At 60.6% G+C, this 14,297-nt stretch carries 11 protein-coding genes; 2 read left to right on the top strand and 9 right to left on the bottom strand.

The window, feature by feature from the left end:
* Positions 1-37: 37 nt before the first annotated feature.
* From ACTG1P_RS04300 to ACTG1P_RS04285, 4 genes are all read right to left on the bottom strand, one after another.
* A complete protein-coding gene (locus tag ACTG1P_RS04300; RefSeq protein WP_440000579.1) occupies positions 38-916 on the bottom strand; it encodes a hypothetical protein in 879 nt (292 codons plus the stop codon).
* Positions 917-1,526: 610 nt separating this feature from the next.
* Complete coding sequence (locus tag ACTG1P_RS04295) at positions 1,527-2,567, bottom strand: lipocalin-like domain-containing protein (RefSeq protein ID WP_440000578.1); 1,041 nt, start codon at positions 2,565-2,567, stop codon at positions 1,527-1,529.
* A 277-nt stretch (positions 2,568-2,844) separates the two neighbouring features.
* The gene (locus ACTG1P_RS04290; RefSeq protein ID WP_440000577.1) at positions 2,845-5,277 is read right to left on the bottom strand and encodes an FtsX-like permease family protein; all 2,433 of its coding nucleotides are present in this window, start codon (positions 5,275-5,277) and stop codon (positions 2,845-2,847) included.
* Between the two features lie 30 nt (positions 5,278-5,307).
* Positions 5,308-5,988 (bottom strand): ABC transporter ATP-binding protein, encoded by a 681-nt coding sequence (locus ACTG1P_RS04285; RefSeq protein WP_440000576.1) that lies wholly within the window; start codon positions 5,986-5,988, stop codon positions 5,308-5,310.
* Between the two features lie 197 nt (positions 5,989-6,185).
* Here ACTG1P_RS04285 and ACTG1P_RS04280 point away from each other — a divergent pair, with 197 nt between their 5' ends.
* Together ACTG1P_RS04280 and ACTG1P_RS04275 are read left to right on the top strand one after the other, a co-directional pair.
* On the top strand, positions 6,186-6,653 hold the full coding sequence (locus ACTG1P_RS04280) for a DUF4357 domain-containing protein (RefSeq protein ID WP_005333716.1): 468 nt from the start codon (positions 6,186-6,188) through the stop codon (positions 6,651-6,653).
* A gap of 326 nt (positions 6,654-6,979) precedes the next feature.
* Positions 6,980-7,546: a pyridoxamine 5'-phosphate oxidase family protein gene (locus ACTG1P_RS04275; protein WP_440000575.1), complete on the top strand. Its 567-nt coding sequence runs from the start codon at positions 6,980-6,982 to the stop codon at positions 7,544-7,546.
* 98 nt (positions 7,547-7,644) lie between these two features.
* Here ACTG1P_RS04275 and ACTG1P_RS04270 read toward each other — a convergent pair whose 3' ends face one another.
* The 5 genes from ACTG1P_RS04270 to ACTG1P_RS04250 all read right to left on the bottom strand — a co-directional run bounded on the left by ACTG1P_RS04270 (position 7,645) and on the right by ACTG1P_RS04250 (position 14,281).
* Positions 7,645-8,856 (bottom strand): Bcr/CflA family multidrug efflux MFS transporter, encoded by a 1,212-nt coding sequence (locus ACTG1P_RS04270; RefSeq protein WP_440000574.1) that lies wholly within the window; start codon positions 8,854-8,856, stop codon positions 7,645-7,647.
* Positions 8,857-8,969: 113 nt separating this feature from the next.
* A complete protein-coding gene (locus ACTG1P_RS04265; protein ID WP_440000573.1) occupies positions 8,970-10,664 on the bottom strand; it encodes a hypothetical protein in 1,695 nt (564 codons plus the stop codon).
* Between the two features lie 106 nt (positions 10,665-10,770).
* Positions 10,771-12,156 carry a hypothetical protein gene (locus ACTG1P_RS04260; protein ID WP_440000572.1) on the bottom strand — a complete coding sequence of 462 codons (1,386 nt, stop codon included), beginning with the start codon at positions 12,154-12,156 and terminating at the stop codon, positions 10,771-10,773.
* A 13-nt stretch (positions 12,157-12,169) separates the two neighbouring features.
* Entirely contained in the window at positions 12,170-12,730 is a 561-nt protein-coding gene (locus tag ACTG1P_RS04255) for a hypothetical protein (RefSeq protein ID WP_123173259.1), read from the bottom strand.
* A gap of 126 nt (positions 12,731-12,856) precedes the next feature.
* Entirely contained in the window at positions 12,857-14,281 is a 1,425-nt protein-coding gene (locus tag ACTG1P_RS04250) for an NAD(P)/FAD-dependent oxidoreductase (RefSeq protein ID WP_440000571.1), read from the bottom strand.
* Positions 14,282-14,297: the final 16 nt, after the last annotated feature.

The following is a 14,297-nucleotide window of genomic DNA, read 5'->3' as shown; positions in this document are numbered from 1 at the left end:
GTTCAGTATGAATATATTAAATGTATGTGTGTTGTTATTAACTTTCAAATAAATCACCTTGAGAGTTTTCTAGGTTTCTTTTTTGTCGATATGCACGACCTTGCAATGTTTCAACATTTTTGTAGCCAATTATGCTTTCTATTACGGTTTCTACAGCATACCCAGTAATTGTAATTTCTCCAATTTCATCTAACTTGCTATATATATTTAAAGCACACTTGATGGCAGAACCATGTTGGAAGCTAACTCTTTCACTGAGTACATCTTGTTTAAATACGTTGTCTTTCATAATGAAACTAATAGGTTCGCCATTAAAAATACCTTTCCACTTATAGTTTCCTTGTTTTAAAACTGGAGAGACAATTTCTATAACTGCTTCATCTATTGTTTTTGTTGGTAAGGAATTAGAGTTTAATATGAAACGCTTAAACTTGCTTCTAATTACTTCTGTTTCAGGAGCGCTCTCTATGCCATCTGCTGTAAGGCTATTCAAACCAACCTTGGATACTTTTTGGTAATTATTGAGGTGTTTATAAAAATTTGAACGACGAGTAATTACTTTATAGTTTTCGTTAACTACTTCTGCAGCTTTAGCGAGCGTATCATGATTAATATTATTTGACTCTACCTCAGCCTTAAGAAGTTTAATTCTTAGTTTTCTTTCCTCAATGCTTAAACGAAGATCTTCTTTTTGAAGCCTATCTAGTTCAGAATCTGACTTTGGTAGCAGTGGTACAACCATAGCTGCAATGCTGATTATTATTGAAATAGCACCAGCATTAGCATTTGCAAGTTTCCATATATCTCGTAATCCACCCTCTCTATGTGCTTCACATTCAATTAAAACACTTTCGTCAAGTGTCTTTGCGATCTCGATGAGGATCGCAATTATCTCGGCTTCACATCGATTACGCACGAACGCGTCCATTGAGTGAGAGCCATCCTCGAAGTAGTAATGTATTTGAAATTTATTTGATAAAAGGTGCTTGTTCATAAATTCCATCTAGAGGGTTAACGTGAGTATTATGCTTGTTCAGGTAACAGTTACGAGTATTTATTTTGGGATTGTTGACCGGAAATTCACAATTAGACTACGTGGACTGCAAGCCACCAGAGCAGACTGAAATTGAACATCTTCCAAAAAAACAACATGGCTACCGCACGGGGTTACAGCTCCCCGAGTACTGCTTTTAACCAGATTGAAAATGGGTAAATCATGGGCTTACCTCGGCTGCTTTTGGGGCTGTGAGGGCCAGATGAGCAAGGTATCAAACACCTACCAATAAAAGTGAGTAAAAAGTTAGTTATCGCTCGGATTTTGAAAGGTTTTTTGACAAGGATCAGAGTTGAACCAAGTTGGCAGCGGGGTGAGTGGGTGAGGGTGTTCAATAAATAAACAGATAAGACATCCTCGACGAATGGCGCCAAGTGACAGAAGTGGCTGGGCAATATCACAGTGATGCCCTGTTATAAGGGCGATTTGTTTTTAGGTCATCGAGCAGACCGGCCACGTTTGTCGAGGGTGTTCAGTAGCCGGTCATCTCCAGATAGCCAACTCCCTTGGCATCCCCCGAGATAGAGACAGCTCCCTCCCAGTAGTCAAAGCGACCTGTCATGGCCTGATTGGGCTGACGGGCCTTGATGGTGAGGCTCATTCCGGCTGCGTTTAGCTGCCACTCGACGGGGTAATCCTGCCCCTTGGGGCCGCGCCAGGTGTTGCCCGGCGTAAGGTGAATCGCGTCGGGGGCGAGCACCCGGCTGCTGCCGTCGCGCTCAATCAAGATGCCGTAGCGGTTCTCAGGCTTGGCGCGGCCCGCCTTGGTGCGCAGGCGAAACAACATCAGCTCGCGGCCATCGGCCAGTTGCAGCGAAAACCAGTCCCAGCCCGATTGCCACTCGGCCAATACCGAGCTGCTCCACTCGTGATCAAACCACCCTTGTCCGGTGACGGTGCGGGTCTCGCCATCGCGAGTCAGGGTGCCGCGAAGAGTGAGGCGCGGGTAGGAGTAGTAAAAGGAGGCGTTGCCCGGGCTCTTCTCGCTGTAACCGGCCTTGCCTTGCAGCACCCGCGGCTTGGCGGCAGTGACGGTGAGGTTCAGGTCGCCAATCTTGCTCTGCACCTTGAGGGTGGCGGGGAACAGCGCCGCCCCTTGCGAGGCAAGCCGCCACTCCCTGAGCCAATATTCGCCGCCGCTGGCCCCCCCCAGCCCCGGCCCCTGCCGACTGGCCCGTTCATCTTGCTGGTGGCTGCCACGGTCGAGATCGGTGATGGCAAACTGGGCCAGCCAGAGCTGGGGGGTAAGCCAGGGGTTGCTGGCGCGGAGCTCTTGTTCGATCCCTTGGCGAAACAGGGTCCACTGCATGCCATATTCGCGCCCCTGTTCATCCTTGAGATTGCCGGTGAGATACCACCACTCGGAGCGGTAATCGGGGTGAGCTGCGTGATCCTCCGGCAATTGGATGGTTTGCCCCGGCTGCACCTTTTTAAAGCTGTCGCTGCCGCTACCGAGCAGGGCGCCCAGATCACTGGCCTGCGCGCTGCCAATCATGGCAATAAGCGGGATCAAGAGGGCTGCGAGCCACAGGAGCCGTAAGGAGGACAAGCTTCCCCTCACCCTGGCCCTCTCCCGAAGGGAGAGGGGATGGTTCAATGCCGCACTGTGATCTTCTCTGTGCTGAAGAAGGGGCGGAGAGAGGGAAGTGGTCAATGGGAGCTTCAAGCCATGGCTGAGCCAGTGCGCTAACCGATATGTCATACCACTCTCCTTGCCGCATACCAGGATGCCAATGCCCCACGAATCAGGTGTGAGAGCCAGCATGCTGGCGTATCTCGCGGTTGTTGGCTCATACCACTCTCCTTGCTGCATACCAGGAGGCCAGTGCGCCACATACCGGTGCCAGCAACAGGGCCGTGACCGCATGAAGAGGGGCGGCCTCGAAGGCGAGGCGCCAGCCAAAGGCGCGGGGGTTGACCACCTCGATCAGCACCCAGGCGAGGCCATACCCTACCGGCAGGGCCAGCAGGGCGGTGAGCAGTCCCAATCCCGCCCCTTGCCACACCAGCAGCTGGCGGCAGTGGCGAGGGCTCAAGCCCAGACTCTGCAAGGTCTGCAGCTCGCCACGGCGCGCCAGCCCCAGCACCATAAAGGCCGAGCCAATGCCGACAAAGGCGATGCCGAGGATCAGCAACTTCAATAGCTCGGTCACTACAAAGGTCTGGTCAAACACCTTGAGCGCCGCGCTGTGAATGGCGGGGGCGGAGAGCAGGTTTATCTGCTCGCCAAAGCGCTCGCGCAGGCGGTCTGCCAGCTGCTCGGGGTCGTTGCTAAAGAGGGCGAGGGATTGCACCGCCCCGGCCTCGAAGGCGTGCAGGATCTGCCCCTTGTCGCTGCCGTAGTCCTGATAGACGCCAGTGACGATGAACTGCCTTGGCCCCTGCTCGCCGCTGATCGCCAATGTCTGACCCACCTTGACCCCGAGGCGCACCGTCAGCGGTTCGCTCGCCAGCACCTCGTCAGGGCGGGTCGGCCAGCGTCCGGCCAGCAGCGGATAGGCCGCTTTAAGCTGGGGGATAAAGTCCATCTGCGCCCACTCGATGGGCTGCCCCTGCCAGCGGGCAGGGTGAACCGAGCGGCGCGAGGCGGCGCTCACCAGTGGATTGGCGAGCAGGCTCTTAAGGGTTGTATCGCTCAATGTGCCCTTGTTGCCCGCCACCCCCTTGGGGGCGGTGACATAGAGATCGGCGGCCAGACGCTGGCCGAGCCAGATCTCCACGCTGGAGCGAAAGCTCGACACCATGACCCCGATGCCGATGGCCGCCGCGATGGCCAGCTGCAATGCCATCACCGCGATGGCAGTGCGATCGAGGTGATAGAGGGTCTCGGCCACCCCGAGCCGGGCGGTGAGGGGGCCGCCCGCGCGCCGTCGCAACCAGCCAAGCAGGCCGCGCAGGGCATCGGGCAGCCAGAGCGCCATGGCCAGCAGCCAGCCGCCGGCGATAAAGAGGGCGCCGGTCAGTCCCGTTTGCGGCAACCACAGGCACAGAGCGCACAGCAGCAAGATGGCAATGGCCAGCACGCGCCGTCGCCACGGGTGAGCGGGGGGACGGCTGCTGCCGGCTCGCAGTTCGAGGGGGGATTGGCGCAGCAGTTGCCACCAGCCGGGCAGGTTGGCGGCCAGCGTGCCGAGCAGCCCGATCAACAGCGCCTTGAGCAGGCTCACAGGGGAGAGGCGAAGCAGATCGATGGGGTTGGGCCCATAGAGATCGGCCAGCGCCTGGGTCAGTTGCCCCATCAGGGCCAGCGCCAACAGGCTGCCGAGCAGCACCCCGAGCAGGGTGCCCACCGTGGCGAGAATCAGTAGCTCCACGATGAGCCAGCGGAGTACCCGATTCGGCCCCATTCCCAGAATGATCAGCTGGGCCAGCTGGGGGCGGCGCACGCTCTGGACAAATCGCTGGGCGTTGAACACCAGAAACAGTCCTACCGCCATGGCGAGCAATGAGAGCGCCGTCAGGTTAAGGGCCAGCGCATCGCCAAGCTGGCTGGCATCGAGCGCCGGGCTAATGGGCTCAAGCCACAAGGGCTGGTTCGGGTAACGGGTGTGCAGGGTGGCCTGCAGGGTGCGGGCCTCGGCGTCGCTTAATTTGAAGACGATGCGATCGAGCCGACCCGCTTTGCCCAGCAGCGGCTGGGCGAGGCCGATGTCGGTTATCAGCAGCCGCTCCATGGGCACGGCGCCCGGTTCAAAGGTGCCTGCCAGCGTCAGGGTTCGGGCGCTGGCGCCATCGCTGCCGCCCAATACAAAGCGGCGGCTCTGGCCCGCTTGCCAGCCAAGGCGATGGGCCTCGGGGGCCGCCAGCCAGATGCTGTCGGCCCTATTTAGGGAGAACGCGGGTTCGCTTGCGGGTTGGGCGCCAAACAGCTGGCGTAGGGGGCCGGGGTTGAAGAGATCCATTCCCAACAGTTGAAAGCTGCGCCCCTCTTCATCCTTGAGCCAGCCATGGAGCTGGGGCATGGCATCGAGGGCGGGCTGGCTGGTCACCAGCTGCACGTAAAGCTGCTCATCCAGCCCGCCAGCGGGGGCCAGCCGGTAGTTGGCTTCCCCTGCCAGCTGGCTGCGGGCGGCGACAAAATTGGTGCGGGCACTGTGATTGAGCAGCTCGATGGCCACCACCAGCGACACTCCCAATACCAGCCCGGCCAGACTCATCAACAGCAACCAGGGGTGACTGCGATAGAGGCGCAGCAGCGCTTTGAGTGGCAGCAGTGGCAGCATCAGCGAGCCTCCGGCAGGCGCAGTCGCCGTTTAGTCATGACGGGGCCCCTTGAGTTCGATAAGTTGCCCCCCTTCGAGGCGAAGCACCCGGTCGGCCAGCGCAGCATAGGCGGGGTTGTGGCTCACCAGCAGCAAGCCTGCACCTGTGTCCCGCACCGCCGCCACCATCAGCGCCATCACCTGTTCGGCATTGTGCTCATCGAGGCTGCCGGTGGGTTCGTCGGCGAGCAGCCAACTGGGCTGATGGATAAGGGCGCGGGCCAGCGCCACCCGCTGTCGCTGACCGCCGGAGAGCTGCTCCGGCCAGGCATGGCGCTTCTGGCTCATATCGAGCCGGTGCAGCAACTGGTCAATCCTGGCCTCATCTGGCGGCAGAGCGTTGATGGCGAGCGGCAGGGCCAGATTCTCGGCCACGTTCAGGGTCGGCAGCAGGTTGAAATCCTGATAGACGATACCGAAATGGCGACCCCGCAGGCGCGCCCGTTCGTCGGGAGATCGGGTGTCGATCCGGGTCTCCCCCAGCCAGATCTCCCCTTCGTCCGGGGCAATCAGCCCGGCGATCAGATTGAGCAGGGTGGACTTGCCGCAGCCGCTTTGGCCCAGCAGCAGGGTGATCTCGCCAGTGGGGAGGGCGAGATCGAGATGGTGGAACAGCGGCAGTCGTTCACTGCCGTTATCGAAGCTCTTGCAGAGGTTGCGCAGGGTCAGCATGGGGTAACCGTTTGATGGTCAATGGCTTTCATCATGCTTGGTACGCTAGCACGGCCAGCAATGATCAACACCCCTTACGGCTGATCAAGAGTGCCAGTTAGTGATCAAGGCGGCAAAAGAGCAGTGGATCCTCGCTGGATCCCGCTTGCCCGAGGTGGTTAGAATAGGGGCTTCCATGGGTCACAGGATGAGCAAGGATGTTACACAAGCAAGTCAGTTTTATCATCGATAGCAAGGGCAACAAGCAGGCTGCCGTCGTCCCCATCGAGATCTACAACGAGCTGATGACCCTGCAAAAGGCACTCTCCGACAACCGGCCGGGGGAGCGCGAGCTCTACCACTTCAACGGCAAGGGGGCCGAGGCCCACGGTTATCCGGTGGGCAAGCGGCAAAATCCGGGCTTTATGGTGCTGGCCGGTTCTACCGCCAATGGCGAGGATGCTGCCTCTCTGCGTGAGGCGGTGATCGAGCTGCGTCACGAACTGCTGGAGAAGGGAGTCATAGTGCCCCGCAGTCAGGGCGGCTTTGTCTTTACCGCCGATCAGCTGTTCAACAGCCCGAGTCTGGCCGCCAGTCTGGTGGCGGGCAATAACCGCAGCGGTCTGGATGCCTGGCAAAACAGCGCAGGCTATACCCTCAAGCAGTCGGGTTTCGGCAAGAAATAATCCCGCGTTTACGACCATAGTGTGATCACTGATTGACCTGGATGCGCTTTTGTTTCATCCAGGTCGCTGTCTCGCTGACTTACCCCCTTTGTTCTGTGCCTTGCCCGCCGCGGCACTCTGGTTGTCACCTTTTTTATGTTCTTTCTCCATATTGCCATGGGCTTGTTTTCGATCTGAATCGGCCAGGTCCCTGAGAACGAGCCGGGCGCTCGATAACGGCGAGGATGGCGTTGGACCATCTTGTACGGCAAGCTGTTGAGCATGGGGGCGCCGCTGTGGCGTAATGGCGTCCGGCTCTAAAGGTGATACCTATTCAGGGAAGGAAAATGGGACAACTATTCGACGCACTCTTGCCGCAACATGTGACCTTTATCGAGGCGCAGAAGATCTATTTTGTCGCCACGGCGGCGGAGCAGGGGACGGTCAATCTCTCCCCCAAAGGGGGCGATACGCTTAGGGTTATCGATGCTCACACGCTGGCCTGGCTCAATCTTACCGGCAGTGGCAACGAGTCGGCGGCCCATGTGCTGCGCAATCCGCGCATGACGGTGATGTTCTGTGCCTTTGATGGGGCGCCTCTGATCCTGCGCGCCTACGGTCAGGCACGGGTGCTGCATCGTGGCGACCCGCAGTGGCAAGAAATGCTGGCCCGTTTTCCCGCCACAGTCGCTGCTCGCCAGATCTTCTGGCTGGATATTGAGCGGGTGCAATCCTCCTGCGGCATGTCGGTGCCCAGATTCGACTATCAGGGTGACAGGGAAGAGCTGGCCAACTGGTCAGCTCGGCAGGGCAAGGAGGGGATCGAGGCCTATTGGCGCAAGAAGAACCAGCGGAGCCTCGATGGGCTGGAGAGCGAGATTTTGTTGCGTAGTGGGCTGGATCCTGCACCTTAGGGCGCAAGGTTCACGGGGGAAAATGTGCTTGATGTAAAAAGCCCTGTTGCCAGCAACAGGGCTTTTTGATTTGCCTTGACGGGCATTGCAAAGGGGCGTCAGGCGGTGCGCTTGCCAGTCAGCAGCCAGTAACTCAGGGTGGAGCACACCCCGCAGCAGGCGATGGCAATGGCCATCGGCAGTGGCGAGTGGGGCGGGTTGAGGTTGACCAGAATGCCGACCAGCGCGCCGATACCAAAGCGCAGGGTGCCCGCCAGTGCCGAGGCGGTGCCCGCAGATTGCGGGAAGTGGCCCATCAGGCCGGTCATGGCGTTGGCTCCCACCAGACTGATATGGCCGATAAAGAGCACCACCGGAATGACGATGCCCCACAGGCCGCCAGTCTGGCTCCAGGCGTTGTAGATCAGCAGGGCGCCCGCGCAGGGCAGCACCAGCAGGCCGTATTGCAGCATCCGCTCGGCGCCCACCCCTTTCACCAGTCGGCTGTTGACGAAGGTGACCACCATCATCAGCAGGATATTGAGGCCAAACAGCCAGCCGTAGTGCTCGGTCGGCACCTTGAAATACTCGATATAGACGTAAGGGGAGCCGCTCAGGAAAGCGAACATGCCGGAGCTGGAGAGGGAGCCACACAGCACGTAACCCATGGCGCCGCGATGGGAGAGCACCCCCCAGTAGTTCTTGAGGATCTGGCCAAGATTAAGGGGCTGACGGTGCTCCGGTTTCAGGGTCTCCTGAATTTTCCACTGCATCACCAGACAGATCAGCAGGCTGATCCCCACCAGCAGCCAGAAGATCACCCGCCAGTCGGCGTGGGCACTGATATAGCCGCCCACCACAGGCGCCACCAGCGGCGCCAGCGTCATCACCAGAATGACGAACGACATGGCGCGAGAAAATGCATCCTTCTCGAACAGATCGCGCAGCAGGGCATTGACCACCACAGAGCCCGCCGCGCCGCCTGCCGCTTGCAACATCCGATAGGCCAGCAATTCGGGCAGGGAGTCTGCCATGGCGCAGCCCACCGAGGCGATGGCAAACATGATGAGCCCCGCCAGGATCACCGGCTTGCGGCCATAGCTGTCGGCCAGCGGGCCATAGAAGAGCTGGCCGATGGCAAAGCCGCCCAGAAAGGCGCTGATGGTGAGCTGGGCGCCGTCGATGCTGGTGGCCAGATCCCGGGCGATGGCCGGAATGGCGGGCAGATACATATCCACCGCCAGCGGGGTCAGACCCGCCAGGGCACCCAGCAGGATAAACAGGAAACGGGGGGAGAGGGCGGCAGCCTGAGCTGTTGGCGATTGGGGCATAGGGTATCCGCTGGTGAACCTTGGTTGAAAAAGGGAGAAGGGCGAGTCTATCAGGTTTGCCCCCGCTCGGCATGACGTTCCTGCCCCCTCAAAAGGGGGAGGTGCCCGGCTGCTCAGGCACCTTGGAGTGCACGCTTGCGGTCATGTGGGCGCACTGCGCGGATCACTCCCCCCAGCCAGAGCAGCCAGGCCAGCAACGAGATGGCGTACCCGAGCCGCTCCGGCCAGCGGGCGGTGAGGGTAAAGGTGAGGCTGTGTTGTCCGGCAGGCACCCAGACCTGCACCAGGCCGTTGCGGGTGCTGCTGACGCTCAGCTGCAGGCGCTGGTCGAGCCTTGCCTGCCAGCCCGGGTAATCAAACTGGTGCAGGATCAGTTTGGCGGGCGCCGGGGCATCCACCGTCAATTCGATATGACGAGGCTGCCAGCGCTGGATCTGCCAGTTCACCCCCTGATGGTCGCTGGTGATGGCGGGCTGGAATTCCTCTTTCCAGGCCAGCAGGGTGGGGGCAAACATGCCGCGCGGCACCTGCTTTGGTCGGTATTCGCGGGCGCTGCGCTTGCTGTCGAACTCCCCGTCGAGCTGACTCTTTACGGGAGCCTGGGTGAGCGGCGCCTCGCGTACATAGAGTCCCTGCGAGAGCAGGGTGAGGGCAAGCAGTAGCCACCAGACCCACTGCCACGGGCGATAGGTGGGGGTACCCAGCGCCACCACGGCGACGGTAGCGATGACCAGCAGCAGATTGAGGCGCCAGGGAAATTGCACCAGTTGCAACGGAGTGAGCAGGCGCCACAGGGGCTCGCTTGGTGGCAGCATCATCAGAAAGCTCAGGGTGCCAATGACCCCCCAGAGCAGCAACTCGGGATGGCGCGGCTCGCGGGCGGCAGCCCAAGCTACCAGCAGCAGAGCCAGGGTGAGCAGCGTCAGCCAGGCGAGATGGCCGCGAAAGCGCCAGTCATCACGGCTTTGGGGCAAACGATCGAGAAAGTTGCGCTGAAATTCGAACATGCCAGTGCGCATCTGCTCCATGGAGATCCCCCCCTGATCCAGCAGAGCGGGCAGCAGCAACAGGCTGGCCATCGCCAACCCCCAGAGCTGGCCCAGCAGGGTGCCGATAAGCGGGGAGGCGGTGACAGGGACACTGACAAGCGCTGTGCTCCCCTTGTAGCGCCAAACCAGCAGCAGGCTGCGCAGGGTGAGCAAGCCCAGAATGAGCAGGGTGCTTGGTAGATGGGAAAGTGTCAGCATGGAGACGGCCAGTGCGAGCAGCAGTAGCGCAAAGGGGGCGCCGCGGCAGAGGCGATCCTGCGCCAGCAGTGCCAGCGGCGCCCAGACGAAGGCCCAGCTCTCCGCCAGGGCAAAGCGGGCGTAGATATCGATGGCCAGATGATAGGGCAGCGCCATATAGAGCAGACTGGCCGCCAGCGCGCGCCCGTGGCCGGCAAAGGGGCGCAACCAGAGATAGGCAAACAGGCCGGAGAGCCAGAGTGCCACGCTGCTGCTCCAGAGCAGCGGCGTCATCGCCTCGTGGGCCAGTGGGGTAGGGCCGGCGAACAGGGCGCTCACATAGTAGGGCAGGGGGGGATAGAAGAAAAAGACCGGGCTGCCGAAGGCGCCGTTCATCTCCATCAACCAGCGCGGATAGAGCTCACCATGCCACAGTTGCACGGCAAAGAAGTGACCGGAGAGCAGGTGATGAAACAGATCATGGCCCTGACTGCCGCCGCGCAGCCAGAATGGCAGCAACAGGAGGGCACAGGCCCCGGTCAGCACCGACAAAACCCACAGCCACTCTCTGGTTACACGCATAAGGAGACTCGTCTGTTATGGATGCGCAGTGAGTGTACCCGAGTTGTTCCTCTCTTTTTTAGTTGCTGTGGTGGTTTTTTGTGCTCTTTATGTGTTTTTTATCACTTTACCTATGGGGTGTCTGCGGCGAGGGAATGGCGAGCCAGAGGCCGGGCTCGGCGGCAAAGCGTGGGGCAAACCAGTGCTGGCGCACCGCGCTGGGCATTTCGCTCGCAGCGATGGGGCGGCGACTGAGGCGGCAGGCTCCCCGAGAGAGCGCCAGCGCCGCATCCCCCTTGTACCAGCCATCGGTCACCGGCAGAGCTGTGGTTTCCCGCAGCAGTCTTACCCCCCACTGGGTCACCAGCGCCGGGCACGCTGTTTCTGCCAGTCTTGCCGCCTGCACCATGGCGGGCGGACGGGGCAGGGTAAAGGTCGCGCCGAGCAGCAGCAATCCGGCCATCGCGACCACCCACTCGCCCCGGCGTGGCAGCCAGCCTGCCAGCAGCACAATACCGAGCAGGGTGATGGGGGCCAGATGGCGGGGATTGTCCGGATTCTGGCCAAACAGGGTCCAGAGCAGCAGGGCGAGCCAGTAGAGCGTCCAGAGCGGGGGGAGGGCGGCAGGGTGGTTTTTTGATCTTTGCCAAAGTGGTAGCACCAGCAGCGCCCCAACAGCCAAGGGCCAAAGCGGGGTGAGCTGATCGTTGAAGGTGCGCGCCCAGCTGAGCAGTCGATCGCCGTGAGCCGCCGCCGTGTTGCCCCACAGGGTAAAGTGGCCGTCGGTAAAGCGCCGCCCCTCGCTGAAATAGGCCCAGCCATCGGCCTGCCAGACAAACAGCAGGCAGGCTAGCCCAACCAGCGCGATGGGGAGCACAAACCTGACGCGCGTGCCCTGCTGCGCCATCCCCAGCCACAGGGGCAGCAGCGCCAGCACAAAATAGGAGGGTCGCAGCGCCAGCATGAAGCCCAGCATGAGGCCCGCCAGTGTAATTCTGCGCTGCTGCAAGGCCAGCAGCGTCCCGATCCAAGCGGCGAGCGCTGGCCCATCCGAAAGGCCGGAGAGCGCCAGCGTCGGAGTGAGCGGCAGTGCCAGCACCAGCAGCCAGACTGGGGCGAGCAGGCTTGGCCGTTGCCACAGTTTTACCGCCAGCAAGGCGGCGAGCGGCGCCAGCAAACTGCTCCCGAGCAGACTTGCCCACTGCACTGCGCGGGCCGGATCGTCCACCAGCAGATTGATGAGCCGCGCCAGCCAGATAAAGGCGGGGTAGCCCGGAAAGTGGGGGGAGAACTCCAGCACGCTAAAGCGCGTCACCCCGTGGGCGAAATTGAGGGCATCGTCGGAATCGAGCGCCACCTGGAAGGCCAGCAGCCAGCCAAGCCAGGCCAGTTGCAGCAGGATCAGTAACAGGAGCAGTAAGTAGGCTCGATTAGCGAAGCGTAATCGGCCGTGGTTACGCCCCCCTTCTCCCCTTGCGGGAGAAGGGTTGGGGATGAGGGGGGCTGTCATCATCGATGAGAGGTCATCACAGCGGCGCCAGCACGGCCATCAGCGCTTTTTCTGCATCGCTAAAGGCGGCGGCGTCGGCGGGCTTGGCGCCCACCCCGAATACCCCCGGGTTACCGATGGCATCCAGCACCTTGGCCAGCGCCTGTTCCGCTGCCTTGCGATCCCCCTCGCTAAGGGAGGGGAGGATCAAGTCGAGGAAGCGCTTGCTCTTGACCACAAGCACCTTGGCGGTCTGGTAGTCGCCAAGATTCTGGCTGGCCCCTTCGAGGCGGCGCTCGATCTCCGCCTTGTAGGCTCGGTTGAGCAGGGCGGCGGTGGCTGCGGCATCTTTGGCCTTGATGGCTGCGGCCAGCGGCCCTTGCAGCTCCACCTTGTGGTGCTGTTCCAGATAGGTCAGCTCATCGGCAATCTCGCTCAAGGTGGCGCTGGCATCCTTGCCGTCAGTGGCGGCGCCCAGCAGCGCTTCGCGTGCGTCGATCAGTGGCTCCTTGCCGGCGGCGGCATAGGAGTAAGCCTGTGCCTGCCCGCAGAGGGTCAGCAGCAGGGTGAGGGCGAGTAAACCCGGGCGGATGGTCATCCTGTTCTCCTTACTTATGCCAATGGCGTGGCCATCAGGCCACGCTCTGGGTTTCAATCACGGTATTTTCGTTGCGATGGTTAAAGGTGTTGCGGCGTCTGTCTACCTGTTGGACACCGACAAGCCTCACGCCACGCTCTGGGTTTCGATCACGGTGTTTTCGTTGCGATGGTTAAAGATGGCGTGGCGTCTGTCCACCCCGTCGATCACCATGTCGGCCGCCATCATCCCCATCTCCATGGCGGTGTCGGTGAAGATATAGCGGAATGTCCCCTGACGGCCGGTCATGATGAGGTTGGTGATCGGCATCAGCGCCTTGATCGCTTCGTTGCGACGGGCCTGATAGCCCAAATCCATCAGCGGATAGGCGTATTCGCTACGCGCTTCAAAAGTTTCATCGCCAAGCTTGGCGGTATCGACACCGAGGCTCGCGAGATCGGCGGTAACCCGACCGCGCAGATCGGCCAGCGGCGCCTGCCAAGTGGCATCTCCCGGGTTGCAGGGGATCTCCAGCATCACCGAGGTCTGGCCCTGGGGCGCCATAAAGGGGCTGCGGCGGCGCGGCTCCTGCAAACGGGTCGCCAGAATATGGGGGTCGGAGAGGTACTGCCAGGTGTTGTCCGACAGGTTCTCCTGTTTGAGCGGCATATTGACGAAGCGAAGCGACCGGTAGTGCAGATCGCACGGCAAGCCCAGATGCTGGCAGGTGAGCGGCAGCGGCAGGGTGGAGATCACCTGATCAAAGCGCTCGCTCTGCTCAACGTCATCTTGTTTCCAATACACCCGTTCAATGCGGCCATCAGCCTGCTCAAGGCGGGTGATGGTAGCGCCAGTTTTCAGCTCAACCCCTTCGGCTACCAGCCGCTCCCCCAGAGTAGTGAAGATCTGGCCGAAACCATATTTGGGGTAGCGATATTTGCGGGCATAGGTGCGCACCGAAATGCTGCCGTTGCGTCTTGGCAGCAGGCGGCGCGCCACGTCTTTCAAATCGATGAGGCTGATGCGCTGACCGGCCCAGTCGGCGGAGAGCTTGTCCGGGTTGATGCCCCACAGCTTGCCGGTGTAGCCCTCGAAAAACTGGCGATAGAGGGTGCGGCCGAAGTGGCTCTGGATCCACTCGGCAAAGCTCGCCTTGGCGAAATCATCCGGCTTCTTGCTAAAGGGCAACAGTAGTAAGTCCTTCACTGCACCGGCCATCAGGGCCAGCGGCGCCGTCTTGAGCAGGTTGGGCAGGTTCAGTGGGTAGTCATAGGTGCGCCCGCCAAAGCGGATCACGCTCTTGCGCTCGGCGTGGAGCAGGTCGTCCCCCATCAGCTCGTCGATAAAGGCGAGCAGTTCGGGGTTCTTGGTGATAAAGCGGTGTCCGCCGTAGTCGAAGCGATACTCCCCATCGCGCCCCTTGAAGGTCTGGGTGGCGCACATGCCGCCGACCACCGGCTCCTGCTCGAACAGGGTGACAGCAAAACCGGCGCGGCGCAGGCGCCAGGCGGCCATCAAACCGGCGGGGCCAGCGCCCAGCACCGCAATGTGCTTCTTGTTGTTATCGCTCATGACCTATTCCGAAACT

Source organism: Aeromonas sp. 11P (assembly GCF_051920165.1).
Classification (GTDB): Bacteria; Pseudomonadota; Gammaproteobacteria; order Enterobacterales; family Aeromonadaceae; genus Aeromonas; species Aeromonas veronii.
This window is presented reverse-complemented; position numbering and strand designations above follow the sequence as displayed.

What these genes read in the sequence shown, in the direction of transcription:
- ACTG1P_RS04265 (WP_440000573.1), bottom strand. Translation starts at nt 10,664, where the DNA reads ATGCGTGTAACCAGAGAGTGGCTGTGGGTTTTGTCGGTGCTGACCGGG.
- ACTG1P_RS04255 (WP_123173259.1), bottom strand. Translation starts at nt 12,730, where the DNA reads ATGACCATCCGCCCGGGTTTACTCGCCCTCACCCTGCTGCTGACCCTC.
- ACTG1P_RS04250 (WP_440000571.1), bottom strand. Translation starts at nt 14,281, where the DNA reads ATGAGCGATAACAACAAGAAGCACATTGCGGTGCTGGGCGCTGGCCCC.
- ACTG1P_RS04280 (WP_005333716.1), top strand. Translation starts at nt 6,186, where the DNA reads ATGTTACACAAGCAAGTCAGTTTTATCATCGATAGCAAGGGCAACAAG.
- ACTG1P_RS04270 (WP_440000574.1), bottom strand. Translation starts at nt 8,856, where the DNA reads ATGCCCCAATCGCCAACAGCTCAGGCTGCCGCCCTCTCCCCCCGTTTC.
- ACTG1P_RS04285 (WP_440000576.1), bottom strand. Translation starts at nt 5,988, where the DNA reads ATGCTGACCCTGCGCAACCTCTGCAAGAGCTTCGATAACGGCAGTGAA.
- ACTG1P_RS04275 (WP_440000575.1), top strand. Translation starts at nt 6,980, where the DNA reads ATGGGACAACTATTCGACGCACTCTTGCCGCAACATGTGACCTTTATC.
- ACTG1P_RS04260 (WP_440000572.1), bottom strand. Translation starts at nt 12,156, where the DNA reads ATGATGACAGCCCCCCTCATCCCCAACCCTTCTCCCGCAAGGGGAGAA.
- ACTG1P_RS04290 (WP_440000577.1), bottom strand. Translation starts at nt 5,277, where the DNA reads ATGCTGCCACTGCTGCCACTCAAAGCGCTGCTGCGCCTCTATCGCAGT.